Consider the following 13398-nt stretch of genomic DNA (forward strand, 5'->3'; position numbering starts at 1 on the left):
CCTATAGCTTGCCCCCATGAAAACCATCGACTGGTTCGGGCGGCTGTTGCTGCTCGGCCTCAGCAGCTTTGCGACCTTGTTCCTGATCGGCGCGATGGTGCAGGTGTCGAACACCGGTACGCCAGGGCCGCCGCCGGGGGAGCGGGTGATGGCCTCGCCGCAAGCAGGGCCGGTCGACGCCGCGCCGCCGCGACCGGGGCCGCCGCAAGCACCGGCTCGCTTGCCCGCGCCTGCGCCAGCCAACCCGCAGGACCAGCGCGAGCTGCTGCGCTGGGCCGAGGCGCTGACCTATGCCGTCACCGCGCTGGCGCTGTTCGCCGCAGCCGGGGTCGTCGTGCTGTTGCGGTTGACCGCTACGCTTTCACGGATTGCCGATCGTTGATCACCGATCCGGTGTTCTACGCGGTTGCGGTGCCCGCGGTGGTGATGGTGGGGCTCGCCAAGGGCGGGTTTTCGGGCGTGGGCGCGCTGTCGCTGCCCGCGATGGCGTTCGTCGTGTCGCCGGTGCAGGCGGCGGCGATCCTGTTGCCGATCCTGATCGTCCAGGACGTGGTCGGCGTCTGGGCGTTTCGCCGGACCTGGGACCGCTATGTGCTTGCTTGGACGCTGCCGGGGGCGGGGCTGGGGATATTGCTCGGCTGGGGGTTCGCGGCGAGCGTCGCACCTAGCGCGGTGCTCGCGGCGGTGGGGGCGATCTCGCTGGGGTTCGGGGCGTATCGGTTGTGGATCGAGCGGCGCGGCGCGGTGCCGGTGGCGAGCCGGTCGCCGGGATATATGGGGCTGGTGGCGGGGGTGGCGTCGGGCTTCACCAGCCAGGTCGCGCATGCCGGCCAGCCGCCGTTCCAGCTGTGGGTGCTGCCGCGCCGGCTCGACCGCGACGTGCTGGTGGGGACGACCGCGATCTTCTTCGCGGTGGTCAATTGGGCGAAGGTGCCGGCGTATTGGGCGCTGGGGCAGTTCACGGCGGAGAATATGGCGACCGCCGGCGTGCTGCTGCCGGTGGCGATCGCATCGACGCTGGCGGGCGTCTGGCTGGTCCGCCGCGTGGCGGCCGAGCGATTCTACACCGCGATCTATGTGCTGATGATGCTGGTGGGCGCGAAATTGCTGTGGGACGGGGTGGCGTGATCGCGCACTTCTGACTCCCCTCCCTGGAAGGGAGGGGTTGGGGGTGGGTCGGTTCGCGAGGGAAGGGCGCGGTAGCCAACGGGCCTACCCACCCCCGGCCCCTCCCTTGTCAGGGAGGGGAGGAAGTCTCAGCCTCAGTCGAACAGGCTCGAGACCGAGGCTTCCTCGGCGATCCGCTTTACCGCTTCGGCGAGCAAAGGCGCGATCGTCAGGTGGCGGATGCGGCGCGCGCCCTGGATCACTTCGTGGTTGCCGATCGAATCGGTGATGACGAGCTCCTCGAGCGCCGAATTTTCGACGCGCGCGACCGCACCGCCCGACAGCACGCCGTGCGTGCAATAAGCAACGACGCCCGCAGCGCCCGCCGCCTTGAGCGCTGCGGCAGCGTTGCAAAGCGTGCCCGCCGAATCGACGATGTCGTCGATCAGGATGCAGAAGCGCCCTTCGACATCGCCGATGATGTTCATGACCTCGGATTCGCCGGGACGCTCGCGGCGCTTGTCGACGATCGACAGCGGCGCGTTGTCGAGCCGCTTGGCGAGCGCGCGCGCGCGCACCACGCCGCCGACGTCGGGCGAAACGACCATCAAATTACGATCGCCGAAGCGCGTCTTGATATCCGCCGACATCACCGGCGCACCATAAAGATTGTCGGTGGGGATATCGAAGAAGCCCTGGATCTGCCCGGCATGAAGATCGACCGAGAGCACGCGATCGGCGCCCGCGGTGGTGATGAGGTTGGCGACGAGCTTGGCCGAGATCGGCGTGCGGGGCCCCGGCTTCCGGTCCTGGCGGGCATAGCCGAAATAAGGGACGACCGCGGTGATGCGCTTGGCCGATGCGCGCTTGAGCGCATCGATCATGATCAGCATTTCCATAAGGTTGTCGTTGACCGGGAACGACGTCGACTGGAGCACGAACACGTCCTCGCCGCGGACATTCTCCATGATTTCGACAAAGATTTCCTCGTCGGCGAAGCGCCGTACCATCGCCTCGGTCAGCGGGGTTTCGAGATACGCGGCGATCGCCTTGGCCAACGGAAGGTTGGAATTGCCCGCGAGTAACTTCACCAGATCGTCTCCACTTGTACCCGATCGTCGTCGTCCTAGTCGCAAGGACCGCAGGTGGAAAGGGCAGCGGGCGGACGGGCTTCAATCGCCGCGCCGATCGGACTAGGACGGCGCGCATGATGACCGCAACCACCGTCACCCGCTTCGCCCCCAGCCCGACCGGCGCGCTGCACGTCGGCAATCTGCGCACCGCGATCCTGTGCTGGCTATGGGCGCGGCGGCAGGGTGGGCGCTTCCTGCTGCGGATCGACGACACCGATGCCGCGCGATCGGAGGAGCGCTTCGTCGATGCGGTCCGCGCCGACCTGGGCTGGCTGGGGCTGGCGCCCGATGGCGAGGAACGCCAGTCGGCGCATCTGGCGGCATATGAAGCGCGGTTCGACGCCTTGCGCGCGAGCGGCCGGCTCTATCCCTGTTACGAAACCCCGGCCGAGCTCGATCTGCGGCGCAAGGTGCTGCTGGGGCGCGGGCTGCCGCCGGTCTATGATCGCGCGGCGCTCAAGCTGACGCAGGCCGATCACGACCGGTTCGCCGAGCAGGGCGTCGCGCCGCACTGGCGCTTCCGGCTCGAGCATGGCGCGGCAATCGAATGGGACGATCGGATCCGCGGGGCGCAGCGCTTCGACCCGGCGACGATGAGCGACCCGGTGGTGCGCCGCGCCGATGGCAGCTGGCTGTATCTACTGCCCAGCGTCATCGACGATATCGACATGGGCGTCACCGATGTGGTGCGCGGCGAGGATCATGTGTCGAACACCGCGGCGCAGGTGCAGATGTTCGAGGCGCTGGGCGCGGTGCCGCCCGCCTTCGCGCATGCCGCGCTGCTGACCGGTGCCGAGGGGAAGTTGTCGAAGCGGCTGGGGTCGCTCGGCGTCGAGCATTTCCGCACGGCGGGGATCGAGCCGCAGACGATCGTCGCGCTGCTCGCGCGGATCGGCACCAGCGATCCGGTCGAGCCGTTCGTCGATCCTTCGCCGCTGGTCGAGGCGTTCGACTTCGGCCGTTTCGGGCGCGCGCCGGCGCGCTTCGACGAGGAGGAACTGGCTGGGCTCAACGCCAAGATCGTCCACCAGCTCGACTATGAAGCGGTGCGCGAGCGCCTGCCCGAAGGCATGGCGCGGCCGGCGTGGGAAGCGGTTCGGCCCAATCTGACCAAGGTCGCCGATGCCGCAGACTGGTGGCGGGTGATCGAGGGGCCGATCGAGGCGGTCGCGATCGCCGAGGAGGATCGCGGCTATCTGCGCGAGGCGGCGGCGCTGGCGAACCGAATCGATTGGGCGGGCGACCCATGGCACGCGCTGACCGGCGCGCTGAAGGAGGCTACAGGGCGCAAGGGTCGCGCACTGTTCCTGCCGCTTCGGCTCGCGCTGACCGGCCAGCCGCATGGCCCCGACATGGCGACGTTGCTGCCGCTGATCGCTAGGGAAGAGGCGGTGCGGCGGCTCGAGGCGGCGGGTGGGTAGCCGATCGAAACGATTCGACCCTGCCGTAAAGTTATGATGTAACATCCCTACCGGCCATGGTGGCGGGTAGGAGAAGGCCATGTACGCACAACGCTATGACGGGGGCGGCAAGGGAAAATCGGTGGGACTGGGCGCGGCGATAGCGGTCAATGCCGGGCTGCTTGCGCTGCTGATGACCACCGGCGTCGTCCCGACGATCATCCAGCCCGACAAGCCGTTGATTACCGAACACATCCCGCTCGACCTCACGCCGCCGCCCGAACCGATCGAGCAGCCGCGGGTCGATCGCGTCGAGCCAAGCCCGGCACCGTTGCCCTTCACCCCCGAGCCGGTGGTCGATCTGCCGATGCCCGCGCCCGACATGACCACCACGGTGATCCTGCCGCCGCTGCCGCCCTTGCCAATGCCGTCTAGCGGTACAGGGATGGGTAGCGGCGGAGGGGCGGCGGCCGCCGAACCCACGCCGCCGGCGCTGGTCGGCGCGTCGATCGACCCGCGCTTCGCCGGTGCGTTCCAGCCCGACTACCCCGCCGCCGAACGCCGCGCCGAGCGCGAGGGTCGCGTCGTGGTGCGCGTGCTGATCGGCATCGACGGGCGGGTGCAGGCGGTCGAGCAGGTCAGCGCGGTTTCGCCCGGACTGTTCGAGGCGACGCGGCGGCACGCGCTGGCACGCTGGCGCTTCAAGCCCGCGACGCGCGGCGGTGTGCCGGTCGAAAGCTGGAAGACGATGACGCTCAGGTTCGAGTTGTCGGTCGGCTGAGCGCGCGGCGGCCGATTTGCCGGGGTGGTCTGGCGCGCCCGACCACCCTATGTTGCGCGGCGTGAACTATCTCCGCCGTTTTTCGCCGTTGCGGGCGCTGCGCGACCTGCGCGTGTTCCTGTCGCACCGGCAGCCCTATGAATTGTGGTTCCTGCTGCTGTCGATCGTCATCACGACGACGCTGATGCTGGTGTTCATGAAGGATTCGAAGTTCGACCGGCCGATCAAGCGCGAGATCATCTATTTCGACAGCTGGGCGCTGTCGCGCACCGACGAGGAAATCATCGCGCAGCAGCAGGTCGACAAGGTGATCCGCGACAAGAAGCGCGCCGATTATCAGGCGCGCGTCGAAAAGCGTCGGGCCGAGTTCAAGAAGGTCGACGATGCGATGGAGCGGTGGGGACTCTGACCCAGGATCGACGCTGGATGGCGGCGGCTTTGGTGCTCGCCGCGCGCGGGCGTGGGCTGAGCGCGCCCAACCCCAATGTCGGGTGCGTGATCGTGCGCGACGGGCGGGTGATCGGGCGCGGCTGGACTCAGCCGGGCGGGCGGCCGCATGCCGAGGCGATGGCGCTCGACCAGGCGGGAGCGGCGGCGGTGGGGGCGACGCTCTACACCACGCTCGAGCCCTGCGCGCATCAGTCGGCACGCGGTCCGGCGTGCAGCGACCTGCTGGTCGCGGCGGGGATCGCGCGCGTGGTGACTGCGCTGCGCGATCCCGATCCGCGCACCGATGGCGAGGGGCATGCGCGGATCGCCGCGGCAGGGATCGCGGTGATCGACGACGTCATGCCCGACGAAGCGCGGCGCGCGATGGCGGGGTTCCTGACGCGGCGCGCTTCGGGGCGGCCGCATGTGACGCTCAAGCTCGCGACCTCGCTCGATGGCTGCATCGCGCTGCATTCGGGGGCGAGCAAATGGATCACCGGGCCGGCGGCGCGCGCGCACGGCCATCTGGAGCGGGCGCGGCACGAGGCGATCCTGGTCGGGCGCGCGACCTATGACGCCGACGCGCCCAAGCTCGATGTCCGGCTGGCGGGGCTGGAAAGGCGCAGCCCGCGTCGGCTGCTGATGACGCGGATGGATGCGCCCCAGGGCTGGGAAGCGGTGCGCGGGCCCGCGGCGATCCGCGAGATCGAGGGCGTCGATCATCTGCTGGTCGAGGGCGGCGCGCAGACCGCGGCGGCGTTCCTGCGCGACGATCTGGTCGACCGGCTGCTGCTGTACCGTGCGCCGATCCTGCTCGGCGGGCGGCAGGCGGTGGGCGACCTGTTCCTGAACATCGTCGATCCGGCGCATGGCCGCTGGCGGCTGATCGACCAGCGACCGCTTGGCAGCGACCGGCTCGAAGTCTACGAGCGCGCGAGGAGCTGATATGTTCACCGGAATCATCACCGACGTCGGGCGGATCGAGGACGTCGCCGATCGCGGCGACCGGCGGGTGCGAGTCGCCACCGCCTATGACACCGCCGCGATCGACATGGGCGCGTCGGTCGCCTGTTCGGGCGTGTGCCTGACCGTCGTCGACAAGGGCGTTCACGAATCGGGCGCCGGATGGCTGGCGTTCGACGTCTCGGGCGAGACGGTGTCGCGCACCGCCGCCGCGATGTGGCAGGCGGGGCGCCGGCTGAACCTCGAGCGCGCGCTGCGGCTGGGCGATGAACTGGGCGGGCATATCGTCACCGGCCACGTCGATGGGCTGGGCGAAGTCGTGTCGGTGGTGCCCGAGGGTGGATCGCACCGCGTGACGATTCACGCCGGCGCCGAGATCGCGCCCTATGTCGCGGCCAAGGGATCGATTACCGTCGACGGCGTGTCGCTGACGGTCAATTCGGTCGAGGATGTCGCGGATGGCGTCCGCTTCGGGCTCAACATCATCCCGCATACCTGGGGGGTGACGACCTTCGCCGATCTTCGCGAGAGGCAGTCGGTCAATCTCGAGATCGACGTCCTCGCCCGCTATCTGCAGCGCATGGAGCAAGTACGTGGCAAGGCCTGAAATCGCGCATCTGCGCCACGCATTCCTGTCGACCCCCGAAGAGATCATCGACGAGGCGCGCAACGGCCGGATGTTCATCCTGGTCGACGACGAGGACCGCGAGAACGAGGGCGATCTGGTGATCCCCGCGCAGATGGCGACCCCCGACGCGATCAACTTCATGGCGCGCTATGGCCGCGGGCTGATCTGCCTGGCGATGACCAAGGAGCGGACCGAGCAATTGGGGCTCGACCTGATGGCGCGCAACAACGGCACGCGCCACGAAACCGCCTTCACCGTGTCGATCGAGGCGCGCGACGGCGTGACTACCGGCATTTCGGCGGCGGATCGCGCGCGGACGATCGCGGTCGCGGTCGACGCGTCGAAGGGGCGCGACGAGATCGTGACGCCGGGGCATGTCTTCCCGCTGGTCGCGCGCGACGGCGGCGTGCTGGTGCGCGCCGGCCATACCGAGGCGGCGGTCGATGTCGCCAGGCTGGCGGGGCTCAATCCATCGGGCGTGATCTGCGAGATCATGAAGGACGATGGCGAAATGGCGCGGATGGACGACCTCGTCACCTTCGCGCAGTTCCACAACCTCAAGATCGGCACGATCCGCGACCTGATCGCCTATCGGCGCCGCTACGACCATCTGGTCGAGAAGCGTGCCGAGGCGCGCTTCGCCAGCGCCTGGGGCGGCGACTGGACGGTCATGACCTTCTGGAACAAGGCGGCGGGCACCGAACAGGTCGCGCTGGTGAAGGGGCGGATCGATCCGGCCAAGCCGGTGCTGGTGCGGATGCACGCGCTGACCCCGTTCGGTGATATCTTCGGCGAGGCGGGGCCGCGCGGCAAATTGCTCCAGCGATCGATGGAAATCATCGGCGAAGAGGGCGCGGGCGTCGTGGTGGTGATCAATCCCACCCGGCTCGATGCCTATACGATGGCGTTGCAGGCGCGCACCGGCACGCTCGCGCCCAAGGACATGGACGAACTGCGCGACTATGGCGTCGGCGCGACGATCCTGACCGAATTGGGGGTGCGCGACATGGTGCTGCTCACCAACACCCACCACACCTTGGTCGGGCTCGACGGCTATGGGCTGTCGATCGTCGGCGAGCGCGCAATCGACGTGAACGGAGAGATTTGATGGCGAAGGTCCTGATCGTCGAGGCGCGCTTCTATGCGCAGCTGAACGACATGCTGCTGAATGGCGCGCGCGCGGCGATCGAGGCGGCGGGCCACACCCATGAGACAGTGACCGTCCCAGGCGCGCTCGAAATCCCCGGCGCGCTGGCGCTGGCCGACCAGAGCGGGCTGTACGATGCGTTCGTCGGCCTTGGCGTCGTGATCCGCGGCGAGACCTATCATTTCGAGATCGTCGCGGGCGAAAGCGCGCGCGGGCTGATGGCGCTGGCGATGGACGGGCTGGCGATCGGCAACGGTATCCTGACGGTCGAAAACGAAGCGCAGGCGCTGGTGCGCGCCGATCCCGCGCAGAAGGACAAGGGCGGCGAAGCGGCGAAGGCGGCACTGGCGATGCTGGCGCTGAAGGAACGCTTCGGCTGAGCCAGCCCGCGCCCGGCGAGGACGGCGATCGGCGCCGGCGTGCGTGCGCGGGCGCGGCGTGATCCGCTATCTATACTTCGTCGCGGGATTCATCGCGCTGGGGCTGGGGTTCATCGGCGTCTTCCTGCCGCTGGTGCCGACGGTGCCGTTCGTGATCCTGGCGGCGTTCTGCTTCACGCGCGGGAGTCCGCGGTTCGAGGCGTGGCTGCTCGACCATCCGCATCTGGGGCCGCCGATCCATGCATGGCGACGCAGCGGCGCGATCTCGCGCAAGGGGAAATGGGCAGCGACGATCGGGCTGAGCGGCAGCGGCGTGCTGGGGCTGGTGTTCCTGCCGTGGCCGTGGAGCGTCGCGCCGATGACGATCGCGCTGGTGAGCGGGGCGTGGATCTGGAGCCGGCCCGACGGGTAGGCTCCCCTCCCCTGACCAGGGAGGGGAGTAGTGGTTACGCGGCTTTGGTCTGTAGCGTCGGATAGTCGGTATAGCCCTCGGGGCCGCGCGAGTACCAGGTCGGCATGTCGTCCTTGTTCAGCGGCGCGTCCTTTTCCAGCCGCGCGGGCAGGTCGGGATTGGCGAGGAACGGACGACCGAAGGCGACGGCATCGGCTGCACCCGATTCGACGACCTCGCGCGCACGGGCGCCGTCGAAATCCTGGTTGAGCACCAGCACGCCGTTATAGGCCTTGCGGAAGGCGGGCGAGATCGGCGGCTGCTCGGTCGAGCCGAAGGTGCCGTCGGGGCCGGGTTCGCGCAGTTCGACGAACGCCAACTTCTTGCCCGACAGATACTGCGCGATCGGCAGGAACAGCGCCTCGGGGTTGCTGTCGACCACGCCCTGGGTGTCGCCGTTGGGCGAGAAGCGCACCGAGGTGCGGTCGCCGCCGGCGACGTCGACGATCCGATCGATCGCCTCGCGCAGCAGCCGCGCGCGGTTTTCGGGGCTGCCGCCATATTCGTCTTCGCGCAGGTTGCTGTTGTCGCGCAGGAACTGGTCGATCAGATAGCCATTGGCGGCGTGGAGCTGGACCCCGTCAAAGCCGGCGTCGAGCGCGTTCTGCGTCGCGCGCGCGTAATCGTCGAGCACGCGCTTGATGTCGTCGAGCGTCGCCGCGCGCGCCATGCCGTAGTTGCGCTTCTCACCGCTCGACAGATAGGTGCGCACCGATCCGGGCGCCTGGGTGGCCGAGGACGACAAGGGGGCTTCGCCGCCGAGGAAATCGGGGTGGACCAGCCGGCCCATGTGCCAGAGCTGCGCGACGATCCGGCCGCCCGCCTTGTGGACCTTTTCGAGCACCGGCTTCCAGCCTTCGACCTGCGCATCGGTCCAGAGGCCGGGGGCATAGGCCCAGCCAAGCCCTTCGCGGCTGATGCCGGTGGCTTCGCTGATGATGAGGCCGGCCGAGGCGCGCTGCGCATAATATTCGCCCATCATCGGCGTCGGCACGCTCTCCTGCGTCGCGCGGCCGCGCGTCAGCGGTGCCATCAGGATGCGGTTGGGGGCGTTGACCGCGCCAAGGGTAATCGGATCGAATAGGCCAGCCATGCAGGGCTCCTTTGGAAAGTTTCAAGACGGAACGCAGATGGGGCGCTAGGGGGCGCTATGCATCCCGCCAGCCCCCCAATCAAAACTTCGCTTCCCCCAAGCCCGACTGCCGGGATCGGGCCGATCGTCGCGGTGATCGTGGCGAATATCGCGCTGGCCTTTGGGCCATTGTTCGTGCGGATGGCCGATACCGGCCCGGTCGCCGCCGCCTTTTGGCGGATTGCGCTGGCGGTGCCGATCCTGCTGGTCGCCGCCTTCGCGCTGAAGGAGCGGCCGATCGCTTCGGCGCGGGGATTGTGGGGGTTGCTGCTGTTCTCGGGCCTCGCCTTCGCCGCCGATCTGGCGAGCTGGCATTTCGGGATCATGCGCACGACGCTCGCCAATTCGACGCTGTTCGGCAATTCGGCGACTTTCATCTACCCGATCTATGGCTTCCTGATCGCGCGGATGTGGCCGACGCGGATGCAGACGGTGGCGCTGCTGCTCGCCGGGCTCGGCGCGGCGCTGTTGCTGGGGCGATCGGCCGAATTGTCGCCGCGCAACCTGGCGGGCGACTTGTTCTGCCTGCTCGCAGGCGTGCTCTACGCGGTCTATTTCATCCTGATGGCGCGCGCGCGCACGACGATGCTGCCGGTGTCGGCGCTGGCGCTGTCGTCGGTCGCGTCGATCGCGCCGTTGCTGCTCTTCGCGCTGCTGCTGGGCGAGCAGATCTTGCCGAGCCAGTGGACGCCGCTGGTCCTGCTCGCGCTGGTGAGCCAGGTGTTCGGCCAGGGGCTGATGATCTACGCGCTGGGGCATCTCTCGCCATTGGTGGTGGGGCTGGCGCTGCTGATCCAGCCGGTGGTGTCGGCGACGATCGGCTGGGTGATGTTCGACGAGCGGCTGGGCGCGCTCGACCTGGTCGGCGCGGTGCTGGTCGGGATCGCGCTGGTGCTGGTGCGGCGCGGTGCCCCAAAGCCGGTGGCGCAAGACCCGTTGCCCGGCGAAGGCGTCGGCCCTAGATCATGAGCCGATAGGAGAATGCCCGTGGCCGATCTGCCCGAAGACGCAACGCTCGAGGAAATTCGCGCCGCACTCGCCGCGCGTATCGCCCCCAATGCCGCGTTCGACGGCTGGACGCAGGCCGCGGTCGACGCGACCGCGGCGCAGATCGGCGTCGATCCCGATATCGCGCGACTGGCGTTTCGCGAAGGCGCGGTCGACATGATCGATGCCTGGTTCGCGCAGATCGACCGCATGATGCTCGAGGCGGTGCCCGCCGATCGGCTGGCAGCGATGAAGATCCGCCAGCGGATCGCGGCGTTGGTCGAGGCGCGGCTCGATGCGCTGGCGCCCGATCGCGAGGCGCTGCGCCGCGCGGTGGCGATCCTGGCGATGCCGCAGAATGTCGCACGCGCCGCGCGGCTCGGCTGGCGATCGACCGACCTGATGTGGCGGTTGGCGGGCGATACCGCGACCGACTACAACCATTATACCAAGCGCGCGATCCTGGGCGGGGTCTATGCTGCGACGATCAGCGTATTCCTGAACGACGACAGCGAGGGCCATGTCGAGACGCGCGCGTTCCTGGGCCGCCGGATCGACGGGATCATGCGCTTCGAAAAGGCCAAGGCGAAGCTGCTCACGCCCAAGACGCATCGGTTGAGCCTGACACGGTTCGTCGGGCGGTTGCGGTATCCGGTGGTCTGAGGCGGCCGGCCGGCGCCGACGATAAACTGCTGGCGTTTCCTCCGGGTTATTGATAACGCCTCGCAATGCTTTCGCCCGTCATGAGCCTCGCCCAGCTGCCGCACGCTTTTCGTGCCGTGGTCGAATCGGTCGACTGGACGCGGCTTGCCGCGCCCGAGGCGAAGCGGTTGCGCGAACTCGGGCTCGACGAGGGCGTCTCGGTCGAGATGGTGCATCGCGCGACGATCGGCGGCGGGCCGCTGGCGTGCCGGATCGGGCGGATGACGGTGGCGCTTCGCCGCCACGTCGCGCAGGCGATCCATGTCGTTCCCGCAGGTTGAGGCAGCCTGACCAAGGCTTTTCCCCGGTTATGAACCAAGCTCCGCTGGTCGCGCTGGTCGGCAATCCCAATGCCGGCAAGAGTGCGTTGTTCAATGCGCTCACCGGTGCGCGGCAGAAGGTCGGCAATTATCCCGGCGTCACCGTCGAGCGGCATTCGGGGCGGCTGGCGCTGGCCGATGGCCGGCCGGTCGAGCTGCTCGACCTGCCCGGCACCTACAGTCTCGACCCCGCAAGCCCCGACGAGCGCGTGACGCGCGACGTCGTCACCGGCGCGCTGGCGGGCGAGCGCCGCCCCGATGCGCTGGTAGTGGTGGTCGATGCGAGCAATCTCGACAATCATCTGCGCTTCGTGCTCCAGCTCAAGACGCTTGGGCTGCCGATCGTGCTGGCGCTCAACATGGTCGATCTCGCCGAGCGCGACGGGCTGGTGCTCGATCCGCAGGCGCTGGCCAAAGCGATTGGCCTGCCGGTGATCGCCACCGTCGCGGTGCGGCGGCGCGGGCTCGATGAATTGCGCGAGGCGCTCGCCGATCTGCTGCGCGCTTCGCCGCTGGCGTCGTCGCCCGCCGCGGTTCCCGAACTCCACACGCTCCAGCGCGAGGCGCGCGACATCGCGCGCGCCGCCACGGTGAGCGAAACCAGCGTGCGCCGCTGGACGCACCGGATCGATCACGTCGCACTTCACCCGGTGTGGGGCACCGCGATCCTGCTCGCGTTGCTGTTCACGATGTTCCAGGCGGTGTTCGCCTGGTCCGAGGCCCCGATCGGCTGGATCGAGGGCGGGATGGCGGCGCTTGGCGATGCGGTGGCGGGGGTGATGCCCGACGGGTTCGCGCAATCGTTGATCGTCGACGGGGTGATCGCGGGCGTCGGCGCGGTGGTGGTGTTCCTGCCGCAGATCCTGATCCTGTTCGCCTTCATCCTGCTGCTCGAAGCGTCGGGCTATATGGTGCGCGCGGCGTTCCTGATGGACCGGCTGATGGCGAGCGTCGGGCTGTCGGGGCGGGCGTTCATTCCGTTGCTGTCGAGCTTCGCCTGCGCGATCCCGGGCATCATGGCGACGCGAACGATCGACGACGAGAAGGACCGGCTGACGACGATCCTGATCGCGCCGCTGATGACCTGCTCGGCGCGGCTGCCGGTTTATACGATCATCATCGGCGCGTTCATTCCCGATCGCGTGGTGGGGCCGGGGATCGGGCTGCAGGGGCTGGTGCTGTTCGCGCTGTATATCCTGGGGATCGTCGGCGCGTTCGTGGTGGCATTGGTGCTGCGGCGGACGGTGGCCAAGGGCGCGTCGTCGGGCTTCATGCTCGAAATGCCGCGCTACCAGATGCCGCAGCCGCGCGATTTCGCGATCGGGCTGTGGCAGCGTGCCGAGGCATTCCTGAAGCGCGCGGGCACGATCATCCTGGTGACGACGGTCGCGCTGTGGGCGCTGCTGACCTTTCCGCAGGCACCCGCCGGCCAGAGCCAGGTCGAATATTCGGTCGCCGGGCGGATCGCGAGCGGGATCGAGGTCGTGGTCGCGCCGATCGGCTTCAACCACGATATCGCGCTGGCGCTGATCCCGGCGATGGCAGCGCGCGAGGTCGCGGTCGCGGCGATCGGTACCGTCTATGCGGTCGAGGATTCGGAGGGCGAAAGCGGGCAGGCGACGATCCGCGAGCAATTGCAGGCGCGCTGGAGCCTGCCGACCGCGCTCGCCTTCCTCGCCTGGTTCGTCTTTGCGCCGCAGTGCATCTCGACGATCGCGGTGACGCGGCGCGAGACCAATGGCTGGAAATGGCCGATGTTCATGCTCGGCTATCTGTTCGCGCTCGCCTATGTCGCGGCAGGAATCACCTATTGGAGCGCACGCGCGCTGGGATTGTAG

At 68.6% G+C, this 13398-nt stretch carries 16 protein-coding genes; 14 read left to right on the forward strand and 2 right to left on the reverse strand.

The features are described 5' to 3' along the window. Positions 1 to 16: 16 nt before the first annotated feature. Both OKW76_RS10985 and OKW76_RS10990 read left to right on the forward strand, forming a co-directional pair. Complete coding sequence (locus OKW76_RS10985) at positions 17 to 382, forward strand: hypothetical protein (protein ID WP_265548937.1); 366 nt, start codon at positions 17 to 19, stop codon at positions 380 to 382. Next, entirely contained in the window at positions 379 to 1128 is a 750-nt protein-coding gene (locus OKW76_RS10990) for a sulfite exporter TauE/SafE family protein (RefSeq protein WP_265548938.1), read from the forward strand. Before OKW76_RS10985 ends, OKW76_RS10990 begins: the two co-directional genes overlap by 4 nt. Positions 1129 to 1262: 134 nt before the next feature. On the opposite strand, the gene OKW76_RS10995 is transcribed toward OKW76_RS10990, so the two are convergent. Then, the gene (locus OKW76_RS10995; RefSeq protein WP_256505793.1) at positions 1263 to 2198 is read right to left on the reverse strand and encodes a ribose-phosphate pyrophosphokinase; all 936 of its coding nucleotides are present in this window, start codon (positions 2196 to 2198) and stop codon (positions 1263 to 1265) included. A 116-nt stretch (positions 2199 to 2314) separates the two neighbouring features. Here OKW76_RS10995 and OKW76_RS11000 point away from each other — a divergent pair, with 116 nt between their 5' ends. The 8 genes from OKW76_RS11000 (at position 2315) to OKW76_RS11035 (ending at position 8380) form a co-directional block, all read left to right on the forward strand. Then, positions 2315 to 3661, forward strand: coding sequence for a glutamate--tRNA ligase (locus tag OKW76_RS11000; RefSeq protein ID WP_265548939.1), 1347 nt, complete (start codon positions 2315 to 2317; stop codon positions 3659 to 3661). Positions 3662 to 3740: 79 nt separating this feature from the next. Then, the gene (locus OKW76_RS11005) at positions 3741 to 4421 is read left to right on the forward strand and encodes an energy transducer TonB (protein ID WP_265548940.1); all 681 of its coding nucleotides are present in this window, start codon (positions 3741 to 3743) and stop codon (positions 4419 to 4421) included. Positions 4422 to 4482: 61 nt separating this feature from the next. Then, positions 4483 to 4830 (forward strand): hypothetical protein, encoded by a 348-nt coding sequence (locus OKW76_RS11010; protein WP_265548941.1) that lies wholly within the window; start codon positions 4483 to 4485, stop codon positions 4828 to 4830. Beyond that, positions 4827 to 5795 carry a bifunctional diaminohydroxyphosphoribosylaminopyrimidine deaminase/5-amino-6-(5-phosphoribosylamino)uracil reductase RibD gene (gene ribD / locus OKW76_RS11015; protein WP_416221861.1) on the forward strand — a complete coding sequence of 323 codons (969 nt, stop codon included), beginning with the start codon at positions 4827 to 4829 and terminating at the stop codon, positions 5793 to 5795. The genes OKW76_RS11010 and ribD overlap by 4 nt, the downstream gene beginning before the upstream one ends. Position 5796: 1 nt before the next feature. Next, complete coding sequence (locus tag OKW76_RS11020) at positions 5797 to 6420, forward strand: riboflavin synthase (RefSeq protein WP_265548942.1); 624 nt, start codon at positions 5797 to 5799, stop codon at positions 6418 to 6420. Continuing rightward, complete coding sequence (gene ribB, locus OKW76_RS11025) at positions 6407 to 7549, forward strand: 3,4-dihydroxy-2-butanone-4-phosphate synthase (RefSeq protein ID WP_256505800.1); 1143 nt, start codon at positions 6407 to 6409, stop codon at positions 7547 to 7549. The genes OKW76_RS11020 and ribB overlap by 14 nt, the downstream gene beginning before the upstream one ends. Beyond that, complete coding sequence (ribH, locus tag OKW76_RS11030; RefSeq protein WP_265548943.1) at positions 7549 to 7968, forward strand: 6,7-dimethyl-8-ribityllumazine synthase; 420 nt, start codon at positions 7549 to 7551, stop codon at positions 7966 to 7968. Before ribB ends, ribH begins: the two co-directional genes overlap by 1 nt. A gap of 58 nt (positions 7969 to 8026) precedes the next feature. Beyond that, positions 8027 to 8380: a YbaN family protein gene (locus tag OKW76_RS11035; RefSeq protein ID WP_265552924.1), complete on the forward strand. Its 354-nt coding sequence runs from the start codon at positions 8027 to 8029 to the stop codon at positions 8378 to 8380. A 34-nt stretch (positions 8381 to 8414) separates the two neighbouring features. Here the strand turns inward: OKW76_RS11035 and OKW76_RS11040 are convergent, their stop codons facing one another. Further along, positions 8415 to 9512, reverse strand: a complete 1098-nt coding sequence (locus OKW76_RS11040) for an alkene reductase (protein WP_265548944.1) — start codon at positions 9510 to 9512, stop codon at positions 8415 to 8417. A gap of 57 nt (positions 9513 to 9569) precedes the next feature. On the opposite strand from OKW76_RS11040, the gene OKW76_RS11045 reads away from it, so the two are divergent. The 4 genes from OKW76_RS11045 to feoB all read left to right on the forward strand — a co-directional run bounded on the left by OKW76_RS11045 (position 9570) and on the right by feoB (position 13398). Continuing rightward, positions 9570 to 10520, forward strand: coding sequence for a DMT family transporter (locus OKW76_RS11045; protein WP_322740084.1), 951 nt, complete (start codon positions 9570 to 9572; stop codon positions 10518 to 10520). A 12-nt stretch (positions 10521 to 10532) separates the two neighbouring features. After that, positions 10533 to 11201 (forward strand): COQ9 family protein, encoded by a 669-nt coding sequence (locus OKW76_RS11050; protein ID WP_265548946.1) that lies wholly within the window; start codon positions 10533 to 10535, stop codon positions 11199 to 11201. Positions 11202 to 11266: 65 nt separating this feature from the next. Beyond that, positions 11267 to 11521, forward strand: coding sequence for a FeoA family protein (locus OKW76_RS11055; RefSeq protein WP_416221809.1), 255 nt, complete (start codon positions 11267 to 11269; stop codon positions 11519 to 11521). Between the two features lie 29 nt (positions 11522 to 11550). Then, complete coding sequence (gene feoB / locus OKW76_RS11060; protein WP_265548947.1) at positions 11551 to 13398, forward strand: ferrous iron transporter B; 1848 nt, start codon at positions 11551 to 11553, stop codon at positions 13396 to 13398.

It is taken from the genome of Sphingomonas sp. S1-29 (assembly GCF_026167545.1).
In the GTDB taxonomy this organism is placed as follows: Bacteria; Pseudomonadota; Alphaproteobacteria; order Sphingomonadales; family Sphingomonadaceae; genus Sphingomonas.

Excerpts from the sequence above, each read along its gene's own strand:
- OKW76_RS10985 (WP_265548937.1), top strand. The coding sequence starts at position 17 with ATGAAAACCATCGACTGGTTCGGGCGGCTGTTGCTGCTCGGCCTCAGC.
- OKW76_RS11000 (WP_265548939.1), top strand. The coding sequence starts at position 2,315 with ATGATGACCGCAACCACCGTCACCCGCTTCGCCCCCAGCCCGACCGGC.
- OKW76_RS11005 (WP_265548940.1), top strand. The coding sequence starts at position 3,741 with ATGTACGCACAACGCTATGACGGGGGCGGCAAGGGAAAATCGGTGGGA.
- OKW76_RS11020 (WP_265548942.1), top strand. The coding sequence starts at position 5,797 with ATGTTCACCGGAATCATCACCGACGTCGGGCGGATCGAGGACGTCGCC.
- ribH (WP_265548943.1), top strand. The coding sequence starts at position 7,549 with ATGGCGAAGGTCCTGATCGTCGAGGCGCGCTTCTATGCGCAGCTGAAC.
- OKW76_RS11040 (WP_265548944.1), bottom strand. The coding sequence starts at position 9,512 with ATGGCTGGCCTATTCGATCCGATTACCCTTGGCGCGGTCAACGCCCCC.
- OKW76_RS11045 (WP_322740084.1), top strand. The coding sequence starts at position 9,570 with ATGCATCCCGCCAGCCCCCCAATCAAAACTTCGCTTCCCCCAAGCCCG.
- OKW76_RS11050 (WP_265548946.1), top strand. The coding sequence starts at position 10,533 with ATGCCCGTGGCCGATCTGCCCGAAGACGCAACGCTCGAGGAAATTCGC.
- OKW76_RS11055 (WP_416221809.1), top strand. The coding sequence starts at position 11,267 with ATGCTTTCGCCCGTCATGAGCCTCGCCCAGCTGCCGCACGCTTTTCGT.
- feoB (WP_265548947.1), top strand. The coding sequence starts at position 11,551 with ATGAACCAAGCTCCGCTGGTCGCGCTGGTCGGCAATCCCAATGCCGGC.